Source organism: Achromobacter sp. HZ34 (genome assembly GCF_002209485.1).
Taxonomy (GTDB): Bacteria; Pseudomonadota; Gammaproteobacteria; order Burkholderiales; family Burkholderiaceae_B; genus Bordetella_C.
In genome coordinates this window covers 952,606-972,916 of the sequence record NZ_NJIX01000002.1, presented here as the reverse complement: position 1 = coordinate 972,916, position 20,311 = coordinate 952,606, and the positions used below count along the sequence as shown (strand labels likewise).

At 65.2% G+C, this 20,311-nt stretch carries 20 protein-coding genes; 18 read left to right on the top strand and 2 right to left on the bottom strand.

Going from position 1 to position 20,311, the window contains the following annotated elements; genetic code table 11:
* Position 1 precedes the first annotated feature (1 nt).
* Positions 2-142, top strand: a complete 141-nt coding sequence (locus tag CEY05_RS31235) for a hypothetical protein (protein WP_158219315.1) — start codon at positions 2-4, stop codon at positions 140-142.
* Between the two features lie 195 nt (positions 143-337).
* Here the strand turns inward: CEY05_RS31235 and CEY05_RS11075 are convergent, their stop codons facing one another.
* Positions 338-1,987 carry a ShlB/FhaC/HecB family hemolysin secretion/activation protein gene (locus tag CEY05_RS11075; RefSeq protein WP_088598611.1) on the bottom strand — a complete coding sequence of 550 codons (1,650 nt, stop codon included), beginning with the start codon at positions 1,985-1,987 and terminating at the stop codon, positions 338-340.
* Between the two features lie 741 nt (positions 1,988-2,728).
* Between CEY05_RS11075 and CEY05_RS11070 the strand changes: the two genes are divergently transcribed.
* The 17 genes from CEY05_RS11070 to CEY05_RS10995 all read left to right on the top strand — a co-directional run bounded on the left by CEY05_RS11070 (position 2,729) and on the right by CEY05_RS10995 (position 19,547).
* The gene (locus CEY05_RS11070; RefSeq protein ID WP_088598504.1) at positions 2,729-3,550 is read left to right on the top strand and encodes an MHYT domain-containing protein; all 822 of its coding nucleotides are present in this window, start codon (positions 2,729-2,731) and stop codon (positions 3,548-3,550) included.
* 118 nt (positions 3,551-3,668) lie between these two features.
* Entirely contained in the window at positions 3,669-3,857 is a 189-nt protein-coding gene (locus CEY05_RS11065) for a Flp family type IVb pilin (protein WP_233161459.1), read from the top strand.
* Positions 3,858-3,908: 51 nt separating this feature from the next.
* Positions 3,909-4,424, top strand: coding sequence for a prepilin peptidase (locus CEY05_RS31425; protein ID WP_198952737.1), 516 nt, complete (start codon positions 3,909-3,911; stop codon positions 4,422-4,424).
* The gene (locus tag CEY05_RS31420; RefSeq protein ID WP_233161458.1) at positions 4,385-4,843 is read left to right on the top strand and encodes a TadE/TadG family type IV pilus assembly protein; all 459 of its coding nucleotides are present in this window, start codon (positions 4,385-4,387) and stop codon (positions 4,841-4,843) included. Before CEY05_RS31425 ends, CEY05_RS31420 begins: the two co-directional genes overlap by 40 nt.
* Positions 4,844-4,937: 94 nt before the next feature.
* Positions 4,938-5,357 carry a TadE/TadG family type IV pilus assembly protein gene (locus CEY05_RS11055; protein WP_158219314.1) on the top strand — a complete coding sequence of 140 codons (420 nt, stop codon included), beginning with the start codon at positions 4,938-4,940 and terminating at the stop codon, positions 5,355-5,357.
* Positions 5,354-6,322 (top strand): Flp pilus assembly protein CpaB, encoded by a 969-nt coding sequence (gene cpaB, locus CEY05_RS11050; protein WP_088598501.1) that lies wholly within the window; start codon positions 5,354-5,356, stop codon positions 6,320-6,322. The genes CEY05_RS11055 and cpaB overlap by 4 nt, the downstream gene beginning before the upstream one ends.
* A gap of 17 nt (positions 6,323-6,339) precedes the next feature.
* Complete coding sequence (locus tag CEY05_RS11045; RefSeq protein ID WP_088598500.1) at positions 6,340-7,947, top strand: type II and III secretion system protein family protein; 1,608 nt, start codon at positions 6,340-6,342, stop codon at positions 7,945-7,947.
* Positions 7,944-9,287: a pilus assembly protein CpaE gene (locus tag CEY05_RS11040; RefSeq protein ID WP_088598499.1), complete on the top strand. Its 1,344-nt coding sequence runs from the start codon at positions 7,944-7,946 to the stop codon at positions 9,285-9,287. The genes CEY05_RS11045 and CEY05_RS11040 overlap by 4 nt, the downstream gene beginning before the upstream one ends.
* A gap of 42 nt (positions 9,288-9,329) precedes the next feature.
* Complete coding sequence (locus CEY05_RS11035; protein ID WP_088598498.1) at positions 9,330-10,694, top strand: CpaF family protein; 1,365 nt, start codon at positions 9,330-9,332, stop codon at positions 10,692-10,694.
* On the top strand, positions 10,694-11,629 hold the full coding sequence (locus tag CEY05_RS11030) for a type II secretion system F family protein (protein ID WP_369825917.1): 936 nt from the start codon (positions 10,694-10,696) through the stop codon (positions 11,627-11,629). The genes CEY05_RS11035 and CEY05_RS11030 overlap by 1 nt, the downstream gene beginning before the upstream one ends.
* Positions 11,630-11,637: 8 nt before the next feature.
* A complete protein-coding gene (locus tag CEY05_RS11025) occupies positions 11,638-12,639 on the top strand; it encodes a type II secretion system F family protein (RefSeq protein ID WP_088598497.1) in 1,002 nt (333 codons plus the stop codon).
* 10 nt (positions 12,640-12,649) lie between these two features.
* Positions 12,650-13,618 (top strand): hypothetical protein, encoded by a 969-nt coding sequence (locus tag CEY05_RS11020; protein ID WP_143220376.1) that lies wholly within the window; start codon positions 12,650-12,652, stop codon positions 13,616-13,618.
* A 13-nt stretch (positions 13,619-13,631) separates the two neighbouring features.
* Complete coding sequence (locus CEY05_RS11015) at positions 13,632-14,213, top strand: DUF3613 domain-containing protein (RefSeq protein WP_233161457.1); 582 nt, start codon at positions 13,632-13,634, stop codon at positions 14,211-14,213.
* A 14-nt stretch (positions 14,214-14,227) separates the two neighbouring features.
* On the top strand, positions 14,228-16,477 hold the full coding sequence (locus CEY05_RS11010) for a TadG family pilus assembly protein (RefSeq protein ID WP_143220374.1): 2,250 nt from the start codon (positions 14,228-14,230) through the stop codon (positions 16,475-16,477).
* A complete protein-coding gene (locus CEY05_RS11005) occupies positions 16,467-17,942 on the top strand; it encodes a sigma 54-interacting transcriptional regulator (protein ID WP_233161456.1) in 1,476 nt (491 codons plus the stop codon). The genes CEY05_RS11010 and CEY05_RS11005 overlap by 11 nt, the downstream gene beginning before the upstream one ends.
* A gap of 344 nt (positions 17,943-18,286) precedes the next feature.
* Entirely contained in the window at positions 18,287-19,036 is a 750-nt protein-coding gene (locus tag CEY05_RS11000) for a DUF2968 domain-containing protein (protein WP_088598494.1), read from the top strand.
* 16 nt (positions 19,037-19,052) lie between these two features.
* Positions 19,053-19,547, top strand: a complete 495-nt coding sequence (locus CEY05_RS10995; RefSeq protein ID WP_198952765.1) for a DUF1178 family protein — start codon at positions 19,053-19,055, stop codon at positions 19,545-19,547.
* Between the two features lie 116 nt (positions 19,548-19,663).
* Here the strand turns inward: CEY05_RS10995 and efp are convergent, their stop codons facing one another.
* Entirely contained in the window at positions 19,664-20,221 is a 558-nt protein-coding gene (gene efp / locus CEY05_RS10990) for an elongation factor P (protein ID WP_088598492.1), read from the bottom strand.
* Positions 20,222-20,311: the final 90 nt, after the last annotated feature.

The window sequence follows — 20,311 nt, the reverse complement described above, 5'->3', positions numbered from 1 at the left end:
CATGCCAACTTTGCGTTTTCTTGCTTACCGTGGCTTTTCAGCTGCTGATCAATTTAAGGAAAATATAGAAAAATCAATGGCTTGTGCGATGTGTAAAGCTGCGCGCCAAGAAATGCTCTGCTGCTTTTTCAACGAAAAATAACAGGGGCAAACCCTGGTTCGACCCCGTGGCGTTACGGGAACAAGGCCCCACGTAACGTAACGTCGGGCCGTAACGTCGATCGAAAAAAAGCGACTGTCGCGCATGCGCGAAAGTCGCCTGATGTTGCTTAAGAAGACCGCTGCCAGGAGCGGGGGATACCGGGACGCTCACCGCGGCGTCTGCGTCATGCCAGGCTCAATAGAACACCTGGTAGTTGGCATTGAAGCGCCACCCGCGGCTGTCGTCGTTCAAGGTGGCCGAGCCTATGGGTTTGGCCACGTTGAAGTCGAACAGATAGAGCTTGTCGTCCGTCAGCCGCACCCCCATGGCTATCGAAGACAGGTGGCGATTGTTATAGGGCTTGAGCGCCGCCGCGTTGTACCAGGTCCGGGCATAGTCCACCAAGGCATAGGGCTGCACGGCCGACAGGACCTGCCAGCCGGTGGCGAACTTGCGATTCAATTCGATGGACGCGCCCACCCCCTTGTCGCCACTGGTCTCGCCTTGTGGATAGCCCATGCCGAAGCGCCAGCTGCCGAAGGACATCTGTTCCGAACTGGGCAGCACGTTGTCGCTGAACTGCCCCGCGCCGGCCAGCACCAGCCCGAATTGCGCCGGCAGCGTGAAGCTCTGCTTCGCATTCAGGTTGACGCGGGTGAAGTCCAGATCCAGGTCCGGCGTGGCTGAATACCCGTAGTTCGAATCGATGGTCTTCTGCGCGCCCAGTCCATTGGTGCCTTTGGAAACGCCCAGCGTGATGTCCGTGCTGCGGGCCGGTCCCACCGTGATGTAGCGCAGTTCCGCGGTAGCGGCACGCACGCGGGTCTTCTGGCGCAGCCACAAGTCGGTGTCGTGCTGGTCATAGATATCCTGCGCATTGACCGCATACACACCCAGGGTACCGGTCAGCGAACTCTGGTTGTTCAACAGGAAGGGATAGCTCACGCCCAGGCCGATGCGGTCGTTCTTTACCGTGCGTTTGAAGCCCAGTATCTCCACGGTGTCGTCTTGCGGCTTGGCCTGGTAGTGATAGCCGTCCAGCTTGACCGCCAGGCCACTGGACCCGACCGGCACGGTGACGTCGCCGGCGAAATAGCGCACATCGTCGGTACCGAAGGGGACGGCGGCGGTCAGCCTCGTCTGTTCGCCCAGCGGTGTCAGGCTGTTGGCGCTGGCGTTGACCAGCGGCTGCATGCCGGTGCCCAGGTCCACCACGCCGGCGGTGGCATTGAAGGGCCGGTGCGTGGCCTTGAGCAGCAGCTCGCTGGCGCCGTCGGCGCGGCGCGGCAGATCCAGCGACGGCGTGAACGCGACGCCCGGCACCATGCGCATCAGGTTCAACTGGCGCTCCAGCGTGGCCTGCGTCAGCGGCTTCTCGTCGATCATGGGTTGCGCCAGCGTGCGCAGGCGGTCGGCGGAGTTGCCGATATCGCCTTCGATACGCATGTCGCCGATATGGCCCTCGACCACCGTCACCACCACCGTGCCTTCGGCAAAGGTCTGGTTCTGCACCACGGCGAAAGACAGCGGATACCCGCGTTCGCGATACATCGTGGTGATGCGATCGACCTGTTGCACCAGTTGCCCCAGGGTGATGTCCTTGTTCGCCAGCGGCGCCAGGATCGCGCTGATTTCCTCGAAGGGAATCACGTGCGCCCCGGACACATCGAAATGGCGCGGCACGATGTGTTGGGCCATGCGGGCGGCAAGCGCCTGCTGTTCCGGCGTGGGTGCCTGCAAGGGTGCCGGCGCCTTTGGCGCCGGCTTTTCCATCGGCGGCAGGGAATCGACCGGATTGCCGCGCAAGGGGCCATCGGCGTGGGCATAGGGTGTGGCCAGCAACATGCTCCCCATGAGCAGCGCCGCGGGGTGGCACAGGCGTTTATGGCGTGCCTGCCTGCAATGCTGTGTCCTCGTGCTCTTCACTATGACTTCCCCTGTCTGTTGCGCGGGAGGTACTCCGTCCCGATTACTTGCGGCACCGGCTTGCCGTCCTTTCGGCGTACCTGGAGCGGCTCCGTTATCGCGTGTCGATTCGCTGAATCTCATACGTTTGGACTAGATCCGCATTCCCCGCGTTTTGCCGGGTAATGGCATCCATCCGCCCGTCTTGTTACGCCTAACTGCCTCGATTTCACGTCACGCTCGTTGAAAGTTTTTGCCTATGTTCTGGCGAAATTTGTCAGTTTCTAACAGAAATAGTCGCAAGAATTACCCAAATTTTGCGCCGGCTTGTCGCTCAACCCTGTTTCGGTATCTTGTCGACAAAATACTAATTTGCATAAATAAAACCAAACCGTCCGTAATTTCCGCCTAATCATCCGCTAAAACGGCTGAATTTAGGGTAGTGTGTCTAAAAAGAAGTCGATAAATACAACAAGCCTAGGGTTTCCCCCTAATGTTTAATAAGTGTTAATAGTTAAGACTATCTTTTGTATTGCTTCATAAGATTTCATTCAAGTACAGCGAGGCATAGGGGACTGCAATGAGGCCATACACCTTCGCAGGGCAAGACGTAACACGGGAATGTCGAGGACAGTGGCTTTCGGTCGGTAGTGCTCCATTCCATCTTCCGGGGTAGGCCGTATGAACCCCGGCGATATCGTTCCGCTCGCATTCCAGGAAAGCGTCGTAGCGCTTTCCTTCATCGTGGCCGCACTGGGCTCCTATGTGGCGCTGTTGGCCGCTACCCGCATACGCAGCGGCCGTCATGACGGCGCACATATGGGCTACGTGGCCGTGGCCGCTTTCGCCATGGGAGGCGTGGGCATCTGGAGCATGCATTTCATCGGCATGCAGTCGCAGCGCCTGCCTTTCATCGTCGGCTATCAGGTCGGTTTGACCATATTGAGCCTGGTGGTGGCGGTGGTGCTCTCGGGCGCCGCTTTCTGGTATGTGGGCCGCTCTGCGTTCACCGTGGGCCGTTGCATTGCCGGTGGCGTGCTGGCCGGCGTGGGGGTGGCGGCGATGCATTACCTGGGCATGGCCGCGATGCGCATGCCGGCGGACGTTTTCTACCAGCCAGGCATGGTCGTCACCTCGGTCGTGATTGCGATTGCCGCGGCGACCGCGGCTTTGTGGCTGGCTTTCAACATCCAGAACGAATGGCAGCGGCCGATCGCCGCGCTGGTGATGGCGGTGGCCGTTTGCGGCATGCACTACACCGCGGTGGCGGGCGGCCAGGTGGTGTGCACCACGCCGCGCGCTAGTGCGGACTGGACCATAGGCGGCATGTCATTGCCGTACGTCGTATTCCTGTTGTCGGCGCTGGCCTTGCTGGCCATCCGCTGGCAATTGCATCGCACGTCGGCGCTGTACCGCGCGCATCTCGCGGCCCGCGTCGATGCCTTGATTGACAGTACGGATTCTTCTGCAAGCCCGCTCGCGCGGCCGCCGGGATCCAGCTGATTCGGATTCGTGGGACCGCATCGTATTTCGGCGACGCGGCCCCACGATGGTTGCACCGGACGTGGGTAGCCGGTGTGTTTTTCGTTGAAGTAACCCTTTCCTTTGGGGGGAGTTGATCATGCAAATGCAACAGCTTAAGCACTTCTGGCAAGACGAAGAGGGCGCGACGGCCATTGAGTATGGGCTGATCGCGGGTTTGGTGGCCGTGGTGATCATCGGTGGATTGACTGTGCTCGGGCCCCAGTTGAGCACTCTGTTCGAGAACATCGGGGCGAAGGTCAAGGACGCGGCTGATGCGGCCAAATAATGATCCGTGATGGTTGCGTTACGCGCCGAGACCCCTGACACGTAAACCACAATGGAGCAAACCTGGTGGCTGGTTTTTGTCACATTCAATGCATGCGTCGTGATCTACGACCTGCGTTGGCGCCGCGTGCCCAACACCCTGCTGCTTGCCGCCATGGCAATGCAGGTGCTGGCGCTCGTGGTCATGTGGACAGGACTGGTTGCCGGGACACTCCCTGGCGCGCGCAGTCCGGGACAGTCAGCGATCGGCTTCCTGCTGGGCCTGGCCTTCATTCTGTTCTGGCGCCTGCGGATGATGGGCGCCGGGGACGTCAAGTACATGGCGGTATTGGGATTGTTCACTGGTCCCTGGATACTTGGCCTTGCCGTGCTCTGGGCCAGCGTGCCCGGCGCGGTGCATGCGCTCTACCAGGTTTTTCGCATGATTCGCCAAGGCCCGAAGGGGCGGTCTCGGCGCGGCGTGCCTTACGCGGCCTATATCGCGCTGGCGGTGCTCAGCGTGGCGCTTATGCCGTCGAGTTCGCCCTGGTGTTCTCTGTCTTCTTCGTTCTGCTTTACGGGGCCGTAACGTACGGCTTCATCTTTACCGCGCAGCAAACGCTTAACCTCGCCGCCGATGATGCGGCCAGGATGACTTTGCGCTGGCAACAGGGGCAGGGCGCCATGCAGGCGCGCGCGGCTGCCGCACTGGCAGTCGCCAACGATCGGGTCAGTTGGCTGACGTCAATGGGCGCGACCACGCCCGCCGTGGCGGTCTGCACGAAATCAGGCGCCTTGAGTACGGCTGGCGGCGGTACGTGCAGCAGCAATATCCTCGACCCCGATCAATTCGAAGTCGTCGTCAGCTATGCCTACGGCGCCCATCCTCTCATTCCGACCATTCCCGGCCTGGGGCTGGTGGTACCGGCGCTGCTGTCATCGCGGGCGACGGCGAAGCTGGGCAATGGCATGAGCACGTCGACCAGTACGCCCGTGGGGAGCAGCTGATATGCGCGCTTCCCGCTTTATCCCATCACGAACGAGCCTGCCATGCCGCCTGCGGGCGGTTTCGGCGCGTCTGGACGCTGCCCGGCAGCGCGGCGTGGCGGCGCTCGAATTCGCCTTGATCCTGTCGGTTTTCCTGCTGGTGTTCATGGGCATCGTCGGCCTGGGTGGCGTGATGTGGGCACAGCAGATTCTTACCGGTGCTGCTGCCGAAGGCGCGCGCGCCGTACTGGATAGCGGGCAGGCAGGCGCGGTCAAGACATCGGAAGGTTGCCGCGTCGCCAACAAGGCGGTGGGGTGGATGCAGGTCACGTGCGCGGCCACCACGAAGACCTGCGCGTGGCCCTCCGGCGCCGCCACCCCGGCGCAGTGCATCGCTATCTCCCTTCAAACCAGCACGGCCGACTGGCCGTTGCTGAAGTCGGTCAACACCCTGTCGAAGTCCCTGTGGAATAGCACGTGGGTTCCCACCGTCCTCAGCGCTAACGCCGTCGTCCAGATCCAGGGGTCTTCATGAGTAAAGGAATCAAACTCTTCGCGCTGTTTTTGCTGTTGGCCGCGCTGGGCCTGGGCTATATGGCTTTTCACATGATCACGCAACCGGCGGCGCTGCCGCCCACGGCGCCGGCCGTCGTGCGCAGCCAGCAGGAAGCCGCGCCGACCTTCCCCGTGGTGGTGGCCGCGCGTGCCATCGAAGCGGGCACGCGCATCGAACCCGCTGCCCTGACGGTGGCGCAATGGCCCGTCAAGCCCGCGGCGTCTTTCGACGCGACCGCGCCTCTGGCCGACGCGGTGACCCGGGTCGCGATCCAGCCCGGCGAGCCGGTGACGAAATTCCAGCTGGCGCGCGGACTGGCTTCGTACCTGCAGTCCGGTGAACGCGCCGTGGCGATCGCCGTCGATGAAATCATCGGCGCCAGCAACCGCATCCGGCCGGGCGATATGGTCGATGTCTTCATCACGCTGGAGCGCGGCCAGGAAGTCGGTGGCACGCAGTCCCGCCTGCTGCAGTCGCGCGTGCGCGTGCTGGCTTATGGCACGCAATCGCTGGACGGCCCGGATGCAAACGATAAATCCGCGCAGGCCAATCCCGGTGGACCACCACCCGCGCCGCGCAATGCCATGCTGGCGGTGCCGGTGGCCCAGGTCAATGAATTGCTGCTGGCGGCACGCGCGGGGCGTCTGCAACTGGCATTGCGGGCGCCGGACGATGCCGCCGTTCCCGACGTCGCCCTGTTTCCCAACCGTGTTCCGGTGCTGGCCGCGCGTGCCGATCTCAACGCTAGCCAGAAGTCGGAAGCCGCCGATGCCGTCAATCGCGCTTATGCGGGTGACAGCTTGCCGCAGTTGTCGGGGCCGGCGCCGCAGGTGGAAACGCACCTGCCGGCACCGGCGCCGGCTGCACCACGTGCCGCGCGCGCGGGCAGCGGCCGGTCGGTGGAGGTGGTGCGGGGCGGGACGAGTGAACAGGTTTCCTACTGAGAAAGACTGGATGTTGCATGCAAAACATAAGAATCGGTAAGGATCAAGCGCGTAATGAGATCGGCAGCCTGGGGGAGTGCAGGCTGACCGCGGTCAAGACTGGCGAGCGCGCGGCGGCGCTGGCGTGCGTGGCGCCACCGGCGTCTTCGTGGCGGTCGCCTGCGTGGCGCTGGCGCGGCTGGTACTTGCCCGGGCTGGCCATCGCATTGGTAGTGACGCTGTCGCCTGCCACGATAACGCCCGCCCTTGCGCAGCCGGCGGCGCGCACGCGCGCGCCAGGGGGAGGTGCGGCCGCAGCACAGGCAACAACGCAGGCCGGCGCCCCGGCCGGACGCAGCGTTAACGGGACCAATACCGCGCCCGCCGTCGGCGCGCCGGCGGAAGAATTGGCCGTGCCCGTGCGCGGCCAATACGCCTTGCCGCTGGGGGCATCGCCTGCGCGCATCGCCGTCGGCGATCCCGATGTGGCGGACGTCAAGGTCCTGCCGCCGGGCCCGAATCGCGCTGGCCAGGTGCTGGTGCTGGGCAAGAAGGCCGGCACGACGCAGTTGCAGGTATGGACCGGCAACAACCGGACCCCGCAAGTCTGGAACGTGCGCGTGTTGGGCGATGTGCAGGCGACGTTGGCGGCGCGCGGCGCGGCCAGCACCGCGCAGGTCGATGTGGCGGGAGAAGCCGCCGTGGTAAGCGGACAGGCGTCGTCAGTGCTCGACCATCGCGCCGGCGTCGAGGCCGCGCGCACGGCGGGCGCCAAGGACAAGGTCGTGGACGTTTCCACGATCAATGTGGGCTCGGTCGTGCAGGTCGAAGTCAAGATGGTGGAAGTGCAGCGATCCACCATCAAGGACGTGGGCATTACCTCCAGCTTCGGCAAGGGGCCCTGGTCCATTGCCTCCGGGCTGATTCCCGGCGACCTGCTTTCCAGTACCAATGGGTTCGCGTTTGGCTACGCGTCCAATCACTTCAGCGCGCAGTTGGCGTTGCTGGAGCAGAACGGCTTGGCGCGCGTGCTGGCCGAACCGACGCTGCTGGCGCAATCGGGCCAGAGCGCCAGCTTCCTGGCGGGTGGCGAGATTCCCATTCCCGTCGCCGGCGGCCTGGGTACGCAGAACGTCGAATTCAAGCCCTTCGGCATCGGCCTCAGCGTGACGCCCACCGTCATTTCGCCCAGCCGCATCGCGCTGAAGGTGGCACCCGAGGCCAGCGAGCTGGATCCGACCAATGGCATCACCATCTCCACCGGCAGCACCGGTTCGGCCACTTCCACCACCACCATCCCCGCGCTGAGTACGCGCAAGGCCGACACCACCGTGGAGTTGGGCGATGGCGAGACTTTCATCATCAGCGGCCTGGTTTCAAGACAGACCAAGGCCGCCGTCAACAAAGTGCCCTTCCTGGGCGACCTGCCCATCATCGGCGCCTTCTTCCGGGGCGTCAGCTATTCACAGAACGACCGCGAACTGGTCATCGTGGTGACGCCGCACCTGGTGCGGCCGATTGCGCGCGGCGTGAGCCTGCCTATGCCCGGCGCGCGCGAAGAGGTGGGTAATACCCCGACGACGGCGTGGGGCTATTACCTGATGGGGCCGGCGGGTGGACAGCAAATGCCGGGATTCTCAAGGTGAGCAATATGAAAACACACTCCAAGGAATGGATCGCGGCCCAGCAGGCGGGCTCCTTTCTTTTCTGCTCGAACGACTCGAACGTGGCCACCCAGTTGAGCAATGCCATCGGTGACATGGGCCTGTTGATGCAGGAGTTGCCGAGCATCGAAAATATGGCCAGGCGCCTGGCTGAACTGGATCCGCGCGTCGTCTTCCTGGACTTCACGCGCAGCGAGAACGAACCGGGCAAGTTGCTGCAGGCGGCGGACCTGGCCCGTATGCTGGCGCGTGTCGCGCCGGCCGTGCCGCGCGTGGCGGTGGGCTACGTCGCGCATCCTGAAGGCGCGATCGCGGCCTTGCGCGCGGGCGTCAGCGACTTCGTCGATCCCAGCGTCGCGCCCGATGAAGTGCGCGAGGTGGTGCAACGTGTGATGCACATGGACGGCGGCATGGCCGCGGCGGTCGGACGCGGTGCGCGCCGCAGCGTGGCCCTGTTGGGCGCCCGTCCCGGCGTCGGTACCAGCACACTGGCCGTACACCTGGCTGGACTCATGCAGGATCGCATGGTGCAGATCAACGCCAGCCGGCCGGGCGCTCCCAAGGTCGGCAAGGGGCAGCAGGACGGCAGCGGGCTGCCATTGTCGGAGCGCGTGGGGCTGCTCGACCTGGGCTGGCCCGTGGGCGATTGCCTGCTTTACCTGAACATCGAGAGCGATTTCGATTTTGCCGAGGCCGTGCGCAATCTGCGCCGGCTCGATCCCACCTTGCTGGGCTCGGCCATGGCGCACACCCGCAGCGGCATCAGCGTGTTGTCCATGCCGCGCGACGTGGAACAGATGCGTGGTATTTCCTTGTCCGATTCGCTGCTGCTGTTCGAACGCATGCGCCAGCACTATGGGCTTCTGCTGGCTGACGCCGGCGGCTTCTCGAATGCCGAATTCGTCGCGGGGCTGGCGCGCTCGGCCCAGGAAACCTGGCTGGTGACCGACCAGAGCGTCGGTGCACTGGTGTCCCTGGCGGGCTTGCTGCGCGAACTGGACCAGCAGCACGTCGACCGCAGCCACCTGCGCCTGGTGGTCAACCGTTATGACGAGCGCTACGGCATGACCGCCGCGCAGATCGCCGAACGCTTCAACCTTGAATTGGCGGGGACCGTCCCTGACCGTACCCTGCCGCTGATGGTCTGCACCAACCAGGGCCATCTGCTGCACGAGGACGCCGAGCGCGATGTCTATGTCCGGGCCGTGCAGCACCTGGCCGACCGCCTGACCGCGGAGTATGTGGCGCCAGGCTCGCGCAGCGGCTGGCTGTCGACCTGGCTGCCCGGTGTGCAGCGGCGCATGTCGGTGATTGGTGATTGATGAACGGGACGGCATGCCGTCCGGCCGGAAGGGGGCAATACGATGATCATGACAGCCACGGTGGAGTTCGGCGAGGAGGGCGGGGCGTTCGGTGTCTCGCAACGCTTCCAGGAGATCAAGAATTCCGCCTATGAACATCTGCTTTCGCGCATCGAGGAACTGGGGGCCGAGTTCGGCCGCTGGACGCGCCAGGCCATCCAGGAATTCGTCGATATCGAAGTTGCCAGCTTCGTGCGCCTGCGCCGGCTGGCGATCAACGAAACCGAGGTGCGCCAGGTCGCGGCCGCGCTGACCAAGGAACTGGCCGGCCTGGGGCCGCTGGAGGACCTGCTGGCCGATGCCGCCGTCGAGGACATCCTGATCAACGGCTACGACAAGGTATTCGTGTCGCGCCGTGGCGTCCTGGCGCGCGAGAACGTGCGCTTCTCCGACAACCAGCATGTGCTGCGCATCGTGCGCCGCATCCTGGCGCCCATCGGTCGCCGCCTGGACGAATCCAGTCCCATGGTGGATGCGCGCCTGCCCGACGGCGGGCGCCTGAACGTGGTCATCGAACCGCTTGCGGTCGACGGCCCCATGGTGTCGATCCGCAAATTCCGCCAGGACCCGCTCAAGCCGGCCGACCTGCTGACGCTGGGCACGTTCGATGAAGACATCCACCGCCTGTTGAGCCTGGCGGTGAAGTATCGCTGCAATATCCTGGTGTCCGGCGGTACCAGCTCGGGCAAGACGTCGCTGCTCAATGCCCTGGCCTTCTTCGTGCCGGAGACCGAGCGCGTGGTGACCGTGGAGGATACCGCCGAGCTTTCGCTCAATCACCCACACGTGGTGCGGCTGGAGTCGCGCCAGGGCGGCTTCGACGGGTCGGGGCTGGTGACCATCCGCGATCTCATCCGCAACAGCCTGCGGATGCGGCCTGATCGTGTCATCGTGGGCGAAGTGCGGGGCGCCGAAGTGATGGACATGCTGCAGGCGATGAATACCGGCCATGATGGTTCGATGGGCACCATCCACGCCAATTCGCCCCGTGAATGCCTGTACCGGATCGAGATGCTGGCGGGCTTTGCCGGTTTCCAGGGCAGCGAGGACAGCTTGCGCCGCCAGATCGCCAGCGCGCTGGACTTCATCGTGCAGATCGGCCGTCTTTCCAGCGGCAAGCGGCGCGTGCTGTCGATCACCGAGGTCACCGGCATGAGCGACAACATCATCGCGACGCAGGAACTCTATCGGCATGAGAGTTTCGTTGCCCCCGATGGCTCGGAGAAGGACCGTTGGGTAGGCCTGGGTATTCATCCACACTCACCCAAGCTCGCCAAGGTGCGCGACGAGCTGCGCGGTACGCCGCCCGGCGAGTCGCCCGATGACAGCAACGGCGCTGGCGGCGGCTTCTGGAGCCGGAGGCGCTGATGGTGATGTGGCAGTTGGTCTTCGCGATCGGCGCGGCGGCATTGCTGCTGCTGATGCTGGCCGTGATGCTCTGGCGCCACGCCGGCTCCGGTGAGCGGCGTGCCGCTTCCTCGGCTTTTCTGGAACGGCAGCTGGGCCGGCAGCGCGACGGGCAGGCGGCCGGCGAGCCGGGCACGACGCGCTCGGCGGCGGCACGCACCGGCTATCAATGGTGGGACAACCTGCTGGCGCGCGCCGGCGTGCGTTCCAGCGTGGGGTTCTACCTTGGCATGTTCGCGCCGGCGCTCATCGTTCCCATCGTGTTGCTGGCGTTTATCGGTCCGTTCGCCGCGCTCGGCGCGCTGGTGCTGCTGGTGGGCATTTCCGCATTCCGTATCTGGCTGAAGATCGACCGCCGGCAACGGCGCATGCTGGCGCAGTTGCCGGGGTTCCTGGAGAGCATGGTGCGCCTGCTGACCATAGGCAGCAGCCTTGGGTCCGCCTTCCAGACCGCGGCCGGCAATGTCAACGAGCCCTTGCAGGAAGTGCTGGCACGCGCTGAAAGCCTGACACGCTCCGGCAAGGACCTGGACGTCGCGCTGCGTCAGGTATCGGAACTGTATGGCTTGCGCCAGTTGTTCCTGCTGTCTTCCGTCATCGCGGTGGCCATGCGCTTCGGTGGCCGCACCGACCAGATCCTCGATCGCATGGCGGCCTTCATGCGGGACGTCGAGCAGGCGCGCGATGAATTGTCGGCGCTGTCGGCGGAGGTGCGTATGTCGGCCTGGATCCTGGCGCTGCTGCCGCTGGGCCTGACGGCCTTCATCATCATGTTCAACAACGCCTTGTTCATGTCCATGTGGAACGACCCGGCCGGCATCAAGATGCTGATCGTCGCGGTCGTGCTGCAGGCCAGCGGTTGCTTCTGGCTTTATCGCATGGCGCGCAGCGTCTAGGAGCAAACATGGAAGCGATGATGGAGGGCTTGCGCAGCAATCATTTTTTTGGTGGCGCCGTGGCGTTCCTGGCGCTCGCGCTGTTGACGCTGGCGGCGGGCATTGCCTTGCGTGCGGCGCGCCAGAGCCGCAACCGTCGTGTCATCGACAGGGCATTGGCCGCGCGCGAAGGGCGCCGGGCCGAGGCCGCCCTGGCGACGCCGGACTCGCAGGGCCGTATCGAGTACTTGAAGGCCATGGCGCAGTCCGTGGGCGGGCGCCTGGAAGAAGGACGGCTGGGCGAATCCCTGTTGGCGGACGAAGACCGCAAATTGATCGACATGTGCGGCTACGTCAACATTGGCCGCGCACGCTCGGTGTTCGTCCTGATGCGGGCGCTGCTGGCGGTCGTGCTGCCGATCGTGGCCTGGATACTCGTGGGACACCGGGCCTTGCTGCTCAACGAAACCCTGACCAAGGCCGTGGTGGTGTTCTTCGGGTTCGGTATGGGCTGGATGTTGCCCAAGTGGATGATGATGCGCCGCGCCAGCCGGCGCCGGCGCGAGGCCGTGGCCGAGTTGCCGCTGTTGATAGACCTGCTGCGCCTGTTGCAGGGCGTGGGTCTGTCCATAGACCAGTGCCTGCATACCGTGGTGACGGAGTTCCAGCGCGTGATGCCGGTGCTGGGCTATGAACTGCGCCTGGCCAATGACCAGTACGCCCGCGGCCGCTCGCGCGAGCAGTCGCTGGGCCGTCTCATGAACGGGTTCGACAACGATGATATCGATGCCATCTGCCGCTTGATGATCCAGGTGGATCGTCACGGCGGTGCGGTGCAGGAACCTTTGACGCGTTTCAGCGAACGGGTGCGGGAGCGGCGCAGGCTGGATCTGCGGGAAAGCGTAGCGCGCACGACGGTGAAGATGACCGGCGTCATGGTGATTACGCTGCTGCCCGCCTTGATCATCGTGACCGGCGGTGCCGGCTTGCTGGCCGTTGTGCGTGGCCTGAGCAAAGTGGCGGGAGGATAGGGAGATGCAAATGGAACCTCGATCGGCATGGGGACGGCGCGTGCCTTGCGGCAACGGCCTGCTGAGGGGCGTGTCGCTGGCCGCCTTGGTGGGGTTGGCTGGTTGTGCGACGCAGAGCAGCACCGCCATGGAGCTGTATCACGAGCAGCAGGAACAGCAGGCGATGATCCAGCAGAAGCAGGATGAAGTCGATCGCGCCAACCGGCCCACCAAACCGGAGCTGGTCATGTCCATGATCAGGCAGGCACAGGACCAGGGCCGGTGGTTCGCGTCCCTGGCCTATATCGATGCCTACCGCCAGCAGTTCGGCGAGTCGGTGGACCTGACACGCGTGCGCGCGGATGCCTTGCGCATGACGGCCCAGCCCGAGGCGGCCGAGCAGGCCTATCGCGCTTTGCTGAACGGTCCGCAGGCGGGTGCCGGCTGGCGCGGGCTGGGGTTGCTGGCGGGCGGGCAGGGGAATTTTGCCGGCGCGGCGGACGACCTGGCCAAGGCTGCGGCTGCCTATCCCACCGATGCCCTGGTGTTGAGCGACCTGGGGTATGCACGCTTGCGCGCCGGTGACGCGGCGGGGGCGCGCGTGCCCTTGGGGCAGGCGGCCGAGCTGGAACCCGGCAACGCCAAGGTGCTGGGCAATCTCGCGCTGCTGCTCTTGCACGAGGGCGACGCGGCCGGCGCGAATCGCGTGATGGAACAGGCCGCGCTCAGTCCGGATGCGCGCGCCCGCGTGCAGGAACTGGCCGCCGCGATGCGCGTCTCGGCGGCCCGGCCGCGGGCCGTCTCTGTGGCAGCGCAGGCGCCGGCTGCGTCGGCATCGCGACCAGTGGTGCGCAATCTTGAGGCGGCGCCGCAGGCGGCAAACTCCGCCGAGGTGGGCGCTGCTGCGAATACCGATGCGTCGGCGGCCAGCGGCTCCTTGTTCGGCCTGCAACCTTTGATGGACCGATTCGGCGCCCAGGCGGCGTCGGGCCACCCGTGATCTGGAGTTTCAAATGAAGCAGCGTAGTTTCTTCATCCCTTCCGAGGCCGGGCGGGCCCCGCGTCTTCCCGCCAAGCCGGCCTCGCAAGCGGCCGGCTTGCTGGCGTTACTGACGCTGATGTCCAGCGCCGCGCTGGCGCAGACGAACGCGCCGCTGACGGGGGCCGCGGGCGGTGCCGGCACGGCAACCACCACGGGCAACCCGGGCGCAGCGCCGCCAGCGATTCCCACCGTGACCGCCCAGCCTGCCGCGGTCCCCGCGGACAGCACGCTATCCGCGCGTCCCGTGGTGCGCCAGGTCAACACGCCGATGCCGGTGTCCGGCGCCGACACCGCCGCACCGCCGCAAGGGCCGGCATTCGCCGAGCCCCGTCCATCGGCCGCGACGCCAGCACCGGTCGACGTCGGTCCGACGGGTACCGGCGGCATTACGCGTGCCCTGCTGGCCGCGCAAGGCGACGGCCGCCGTGCGGCTCCCGCGCAGCCAACGCTGGGCGTGGTGGCAACCGCCGCCTTCGACCGCTATCTGGACAGCTTCAAACTGCCCATCCCGCAGTGGTTCCAGGAACGCGTCAAGACCGACCAATCGCAATAAACAGAGCCGCTGCCATGCCCAGTGACCGCCATCCCGCGCCTTGTCCCGACCGTCGTCCCGACTGTCAGCCTGCGCCTCATGGTGCGCGTCATCCTGCCCATCGTTCGCGCTTCAGCCTGCAACGCCAACGAGGCTCGATCCTCGTGCCGGCAGCGGTGGGCCTTCTGGTGATGGTCATCCTGCTGGGCGGCGCGCAGCTTGGCTATCTGTTCTATACCTTGCGTGACCTGCAGAAGGCGGCCGACCTTGCCGCGCTGACCGGGGCGCAGGTGCTGAGCAGCGGCACGCCCCTGAATTGCTCCACCGCCACCACCGCGGCCGTGCAGGCGGGACAGGCGAATTTCTCCGGCCTGGCGGCCGCCGACATCGCGGCCACCTGCTGGCGCTGGGATCCGGTCAAGAACACCACCGACCCACGCCACCTGGCGGCCCCGCAGGGCAATCAGCGCTACAACGCGGTCATGGTGACGATGAACCGTAACGTCGCCTCCCTGATCCCCTTCATGGGCAGCAAGTCGATCAGCGTGCAGTCCGTCGCGTCGCGGCCCGGGTCGCCCGTCGCCGCGTTCTCCGTGGGGTCGACGCTGGTCTCCACCCGGCAGCAGCCCGGCACGCTGATCAATCTGCTGTCCGCCGTGGGCCTGAACCTCAACTCGACCGCGCTGGTGGGTTACGACGCCGGCTTGGCCAGCGTGCAGATCACACCAGCCGGCCTGCTCAAGCAGCTGGGCATCGATGTCTCCACCGATATCACCGTGGGCCAGTTGAACAGCCTGCTGGCCGCCAATACGGTGTCGCTGAACAATCTGCTGGATGCCGTCGCCATTGTCGGCGGCCAGAGCGGCCTGCTGGCCGCCAACGTGACGCTGGTCAATACCATCAAGGCGAAGCTGGGCCTGAGTTCCCTGAACGTCACGCTGGGGTCCACCGCCGCCGGCCGCGGCTCCAGCCTGTTCGCCCAGATATCCGCGCCGGATGGTGCATCCGCGCTGTCCACGCAGATCAACGCGCTGGACCTCATCGCCGCCGCCGTGGGCGTGGCCACCGGCAAGAACGCGGTGCAGGGCGGTGTGCCGGTCAGCATTGCCAAGCTCGTCACCATCACGCCCGCCTTCAGCGTCATCGAGCCGGCGCAGATCGCCATCGGCGGCGTCGGCGCCACCGCCTATACCGCGCAGGTGCGGGTCTTCCTGCAGGTCACCATACCCACCATCAAGCTGCTCGGTGGCGTGCTGGCGTTTGGGGTCGACCTTCCGATCGTCGTCGACCTGGTGACGGGGCAAGGCACGCTCACTGACCTGTGCACCACCCAGGACAGTGCCGGGCGCGACCTTGCCACCATCGCGGTGACCACGTCGGTACTGGATACGTGCGTTGGCGACCTGACGCAGGCCACGGCCTTTTCCTCCGCGCAGAGCTGCAGCGTGGGCTTGAAGAACAAACAGTTGCTGACGCTGAAGGTGGCCGGCATCGACCTGGGCGTCAACAACAAGATCACGCTGAATCCGCTGGTCAACGGTCCGACGCCGGCCACGTTGTACGCGGGGCAGAAGGCCACCGTGGCGATGACGTCCCTCGATCTGGGCACGGCGACCCAGAACCTGGCCAATGCCTTGTTGACGGTCCTGCTGGGCAGCTCCGCCCAGGCGGGGGCGGGCACGCAGCCCGCTGCCGTCAGCACCGCGCTGGCCGAGGACATGTGGAACCAGGCGCGCCAGGCCAATACATGCAATCCCAGCGCTACCACCGGTCCCGCGCCTTTGAACATCGGCGGCGATGGCTACCTTTGCCGCAAGGCGCTGTGGCAGGCGGCCCTGCAGCTGTCGCAAACCAACTCGGGAAGCTTGGCGGGCTACATCGACAAGCAACCGAATGCTGGCTTGTTGACCGGCGTCGGCAACTTGCTGACGGGCCTGGTCAATGCCTTGGGCACAGTCGTGGGCAATCTCCTGGGTGCGGTGGTGCCGACCAATGCCTGCGCGACGGCCACTCTCCTGCCGCTGGGCTACGGCGGGACCGAGGCCGGCTGCAAGGCTGAGCTTGCCAAGTCCTTCACCAGCAAACCGAACATCGGTACCACGCTGTCCAACGCCCTGTTGGGCATATTGGGACCACTGTTCACCGCGCTGCAACCGATACTCAACGGCATCGGCGCCGCCATCCTGGGCCTGATCAACGACGTCGTCGGCTTGAATCTGAACAGCGTCGACGTGAAACTGATGTCCCTGCAATGCAACGGCAAGGGGGTGCAGCTTGTCTACTGACCCCTCCAACGAACTGGCCATCCATGAAGAGATAGATCTCTACGTGTGGGAAGGCACGTCGGACATTGCCTCGCGCGCCGAGCGCTGCCTGTCCGGTTACGACGTCAGCGTGATCCGCGCCGACGCCGGCCTGACCTTTCCGCCACCGCGCGAAGCCGCGCGGCCCGCGGTGGCCCTGGTGTCCGTGACGGTGATGAACGATGCCCGCTTCTCCGGCTATGACTGGCTGGCGACGCAGGGGATACCCGCCATCTGGGTGGCGTCCGAGGAACGTAATCGCGATCCGCGCTACTACCCGCCCGCGTATTCGTACACGCTGCCCTTGTCCTTCACCGGCGCGGCCTTGCGGGCGCTGCTGTTCCGTCTGGCGGGTATCGCCCATGCCGCCGAACGGGCGGCGGCGCGGGCGCCGCGTCCGCTGGTGGCGGTGTCCGAGTCCATGCGCGCGCTGCTGGCCGAGGCGCAGACCTTCGCCGACTGCCGGGCGAGTGTCTTGATCCATGGTGAAACCGGCGTGGGCAAGGAGCGCGTGGCGCGGCTGTTGCACGACCATGCGGCGTGGTCGGCCGGGCCTTTCGTGGCGGTCAATTGCGGCGCCATCCCCGAGGGTTTGTTCGAGGCGCACTTCTTCGGCCATGCCAAGGGCGCGTTCACCGGCGCGGTCGGTGCGCACAAAGGTTATTTCGAGCAGGCCAATGGCGGCACGCTGTTCCTCGACGAGATCGGCGATCTGCCCTTGTACCAGCAGGTCAAGCTGCTGCGGGTGCTGGAGCAGAACACGGTCACGCGTTTGGGATCGACCGCGGAGGTCAATGTGGACTTTCGCCTGGTGGCGGCGACCAACAAGAATCTGCAAGGCTTGGTGGCGCAGGACGCTTTCCGTGCGGATCTGTACTACCGCCTGGCCGTGATCGAACTGTACGTGCCGAACCTGGAGGCGCGCGGGCCGGCCGAGAAAGCGGCCATTTTCAAGGCACTGCTGGAACGCTACCTGCCGGGCGATACGGTGGAGGTACCGGACTGGCTTGTCGATCGCGTAGCGCGCACGCGCTATCCAGGCAATGTGCGGGAGTTGTCCAATCTGGTGGAACGGGTGGGCATCATCCGCCGCCAGTTCCGCGTATGGGACCGGGAGCGGATCGAGCGGGTGTTCGAGCGCTTGGGCCAGGGGCCGGGGGCGGGGCATGGTGTGGGCGACGGGGCTGGCTCCGCGGCTGGTTCAATTGCCCGGCGCGAGGCCGGCGTGGACCAGCAGGCCCCGGTGGCCCCGCGCGCGCCTTTCACGCCGGCCGAGCAGGCCGAGCGCGCCCGTGTGGTGGCGGCGCTGGAGGCTAATGGCTGGCGGCGCCAGGACACGGCCAATATGCTGGGCATCAGCCGCAAGGTGTTGTGGGAGAAGATGCGCAAATTCCAGTTGGCCGAAGGCCAAGGGGAACTGGCCGACGGCGCCGTCGAGGCGCCGTGATGAGGCCATCAGACGGGATAAACGCACCTCCGAGGCACCGCACCCATGAACGCGCGTGCCCGTTGCCGGCTTTCCGTCGGCCGTTGGCCAACAGTTCGCAGCCTCGCCTACCCAAGTGGCTTGGAGCGGGCCCCCGGCCCGCTCCATCCCCCCGTGCCGGCACGCAGAAAGAACCGCCTGCTGTTGCCGATTGGTTGCGGTATCCGGCGGGCAGACGATTTCGTTGCTATCCAGACAATGAATACGTCGGAGATGTTTATTTCCGATTATGATTGCCGGTCGGCTGTAAGGAGTAACAGCTGGTTTACAAAAAATTCCATCAAGGGCAAGAGAAAGAGGACTGCATGAAGCGTGAACCCCTGCGTACCGTGGGCCGGATACTGGTATTGGCTGGTGTCTTTTCGGGCCTGATGGCCTGCGCCAGCGCACAGACGCCGGACAAGCGTCCCGCCGTGGTCCAGGTGGAGAACGACAACAAGGATCCGGCCGCCGCCGTCACGCCGCCCGCCACGGCCGCGGCGCCGTTGCCGACGCCGGCAGCGCCCAACGCCCCGGCGAGCACCGTGTCCGAACTGCAGCAGCTGATCCAGTCGCGCCAGGTGACCGAGTTGCGCACCACGTACAACGGTAGCTACGGCGCCAGCCTCTTGTTCAAGAGCGAAGACCTGACCTACTACGTCGCCTTGTTCCAGCAGAAGAATTTCTGGCGTGTGCTGAAGACCAATTCGGAGAACCAGGCCGAGTCCACCTACCGGGCGTTTGCCGGCCAATCGGCCGACCTGGCGTCGGCGGACATCCAGCGTATCAAGCTGCAGGCCGAGTACACGCGCAACGAACGCCTGCTGGCCAAGCGCAATGCCGAATTGAGCACCCTGCAGGCCGACGCCGCGCTGCGCAAGGACCAGGAGACCCAGGTCGCCGCCCGCCAGGAGCAGGCGCGCCAGGAAACCCAGGCCCTGAACGAACAGCAGCAGGACGTGCGCCAGCAGTTGCGTGATCTGCAGCGCCAGATCAACGCGCTGCAAGCGCAACAAGCGGACGTCAGCCCGCAACCGGCTTCCCGCGCCAAACGCAAGACGGGTAGCCATAAGTAGTGGCTCTTATATCTCTATCCAGATGAAAGTATTTGACCTGCAGTGCGAAGAACTGGGCCACATTTTCGAGGGCTGGTTCGCGTCGCATGAAGATTACGACAGCCAGCAGGCGCGTGGTCTCGTGTCCTGCCCGGTGTGCGGCAGCGGCAGGGTGATCAAGCGCCTGTCCGCGCCGCGCTTGAACGTCGGCCATTTTCGCGATCCGGAGGCGGCCAGGCGTCCCGCCGAGGGCGCCGTCGCCACGGCGCCGGCCAGTGCCGAGCCCACCGCCGAGTCGGTGCAGATGGCGCGCCTGCAGGCTGCCATCTTCAAACAGGTCCGCGAGATGGTGCGCCAGGCGGACAACGTCGGCCCCCGCTTCGCTGAAGAAGCGCGCCGCATCCATCAAGGCGAGGCCGAAGACCGCGCCATCCGCGGCACCTCGACGCCCGAGGAACGTGCCGAACTGGCCGAAGAAGGCATCGACGTTCTCGGCCTGCCCGATATCTTCGACGACGAACGCCTGCAATAGCAAGGGCAAGCCGCCCACGCCGCTGGTGGCCCTTTCCCCACAACAACAAAGCCCCCGAAGGGGCTTTGTTATCAGATCGTGCTCCATGGCAGCCAGCCCCAAGGCCGGCGCATGAATCAGTTCACGCGGCTGCGATATTCGTTCGTGCGCGTGTCGATTTCGATCTTGTCGCCGATGGCGCAGAACAGGGGCACGTTGATTTCGTAGCCGCTGTTGATCTTGGCGGGCTTGAGCACCTTGCCCGAGGTATCGCCACGCACGGCCGGCTCGGTGTAGGTGATTTCACGCACCAGGCTGGTCGGCAGTTCCACCGAGATGGCGCGGCCGTCGTAGAACACCACTTCGACGGGCATGCCTTCTTCCAGGTAGTTCAGTGCGTCGCCCATGCTCTCGGCTTCGATTTCGTACTGGTTGTACTCTTCGTCCATGAAGACGTACATCGGGTCGCCGAAGTAGGAGTACGTGCACTCCTTGCGATCCAGCACGACGATGTCGAACTTTTCGTCGGCCTTGTAGACCGATTCGCTGCCCGAGCCGGTCAGCAGGTTCTTGAACTTCAGCTTGACCACGGCCGCGTTACGGCCGGACTTGTTGTATTCGGCCTTCTGGACCACCAGCGGATCCTTGCCGACCATGATCACGTTGCCGACGCGCAGTTCCTGAGCGGTTTTCATTGATAAAACTCCGGGTATCTTGGGGTTGGCCCAGCCCTGCGGGTTGGACGCCAAACTCTGGCGTCGCTGGCACCATTGCCACTTCCGCCT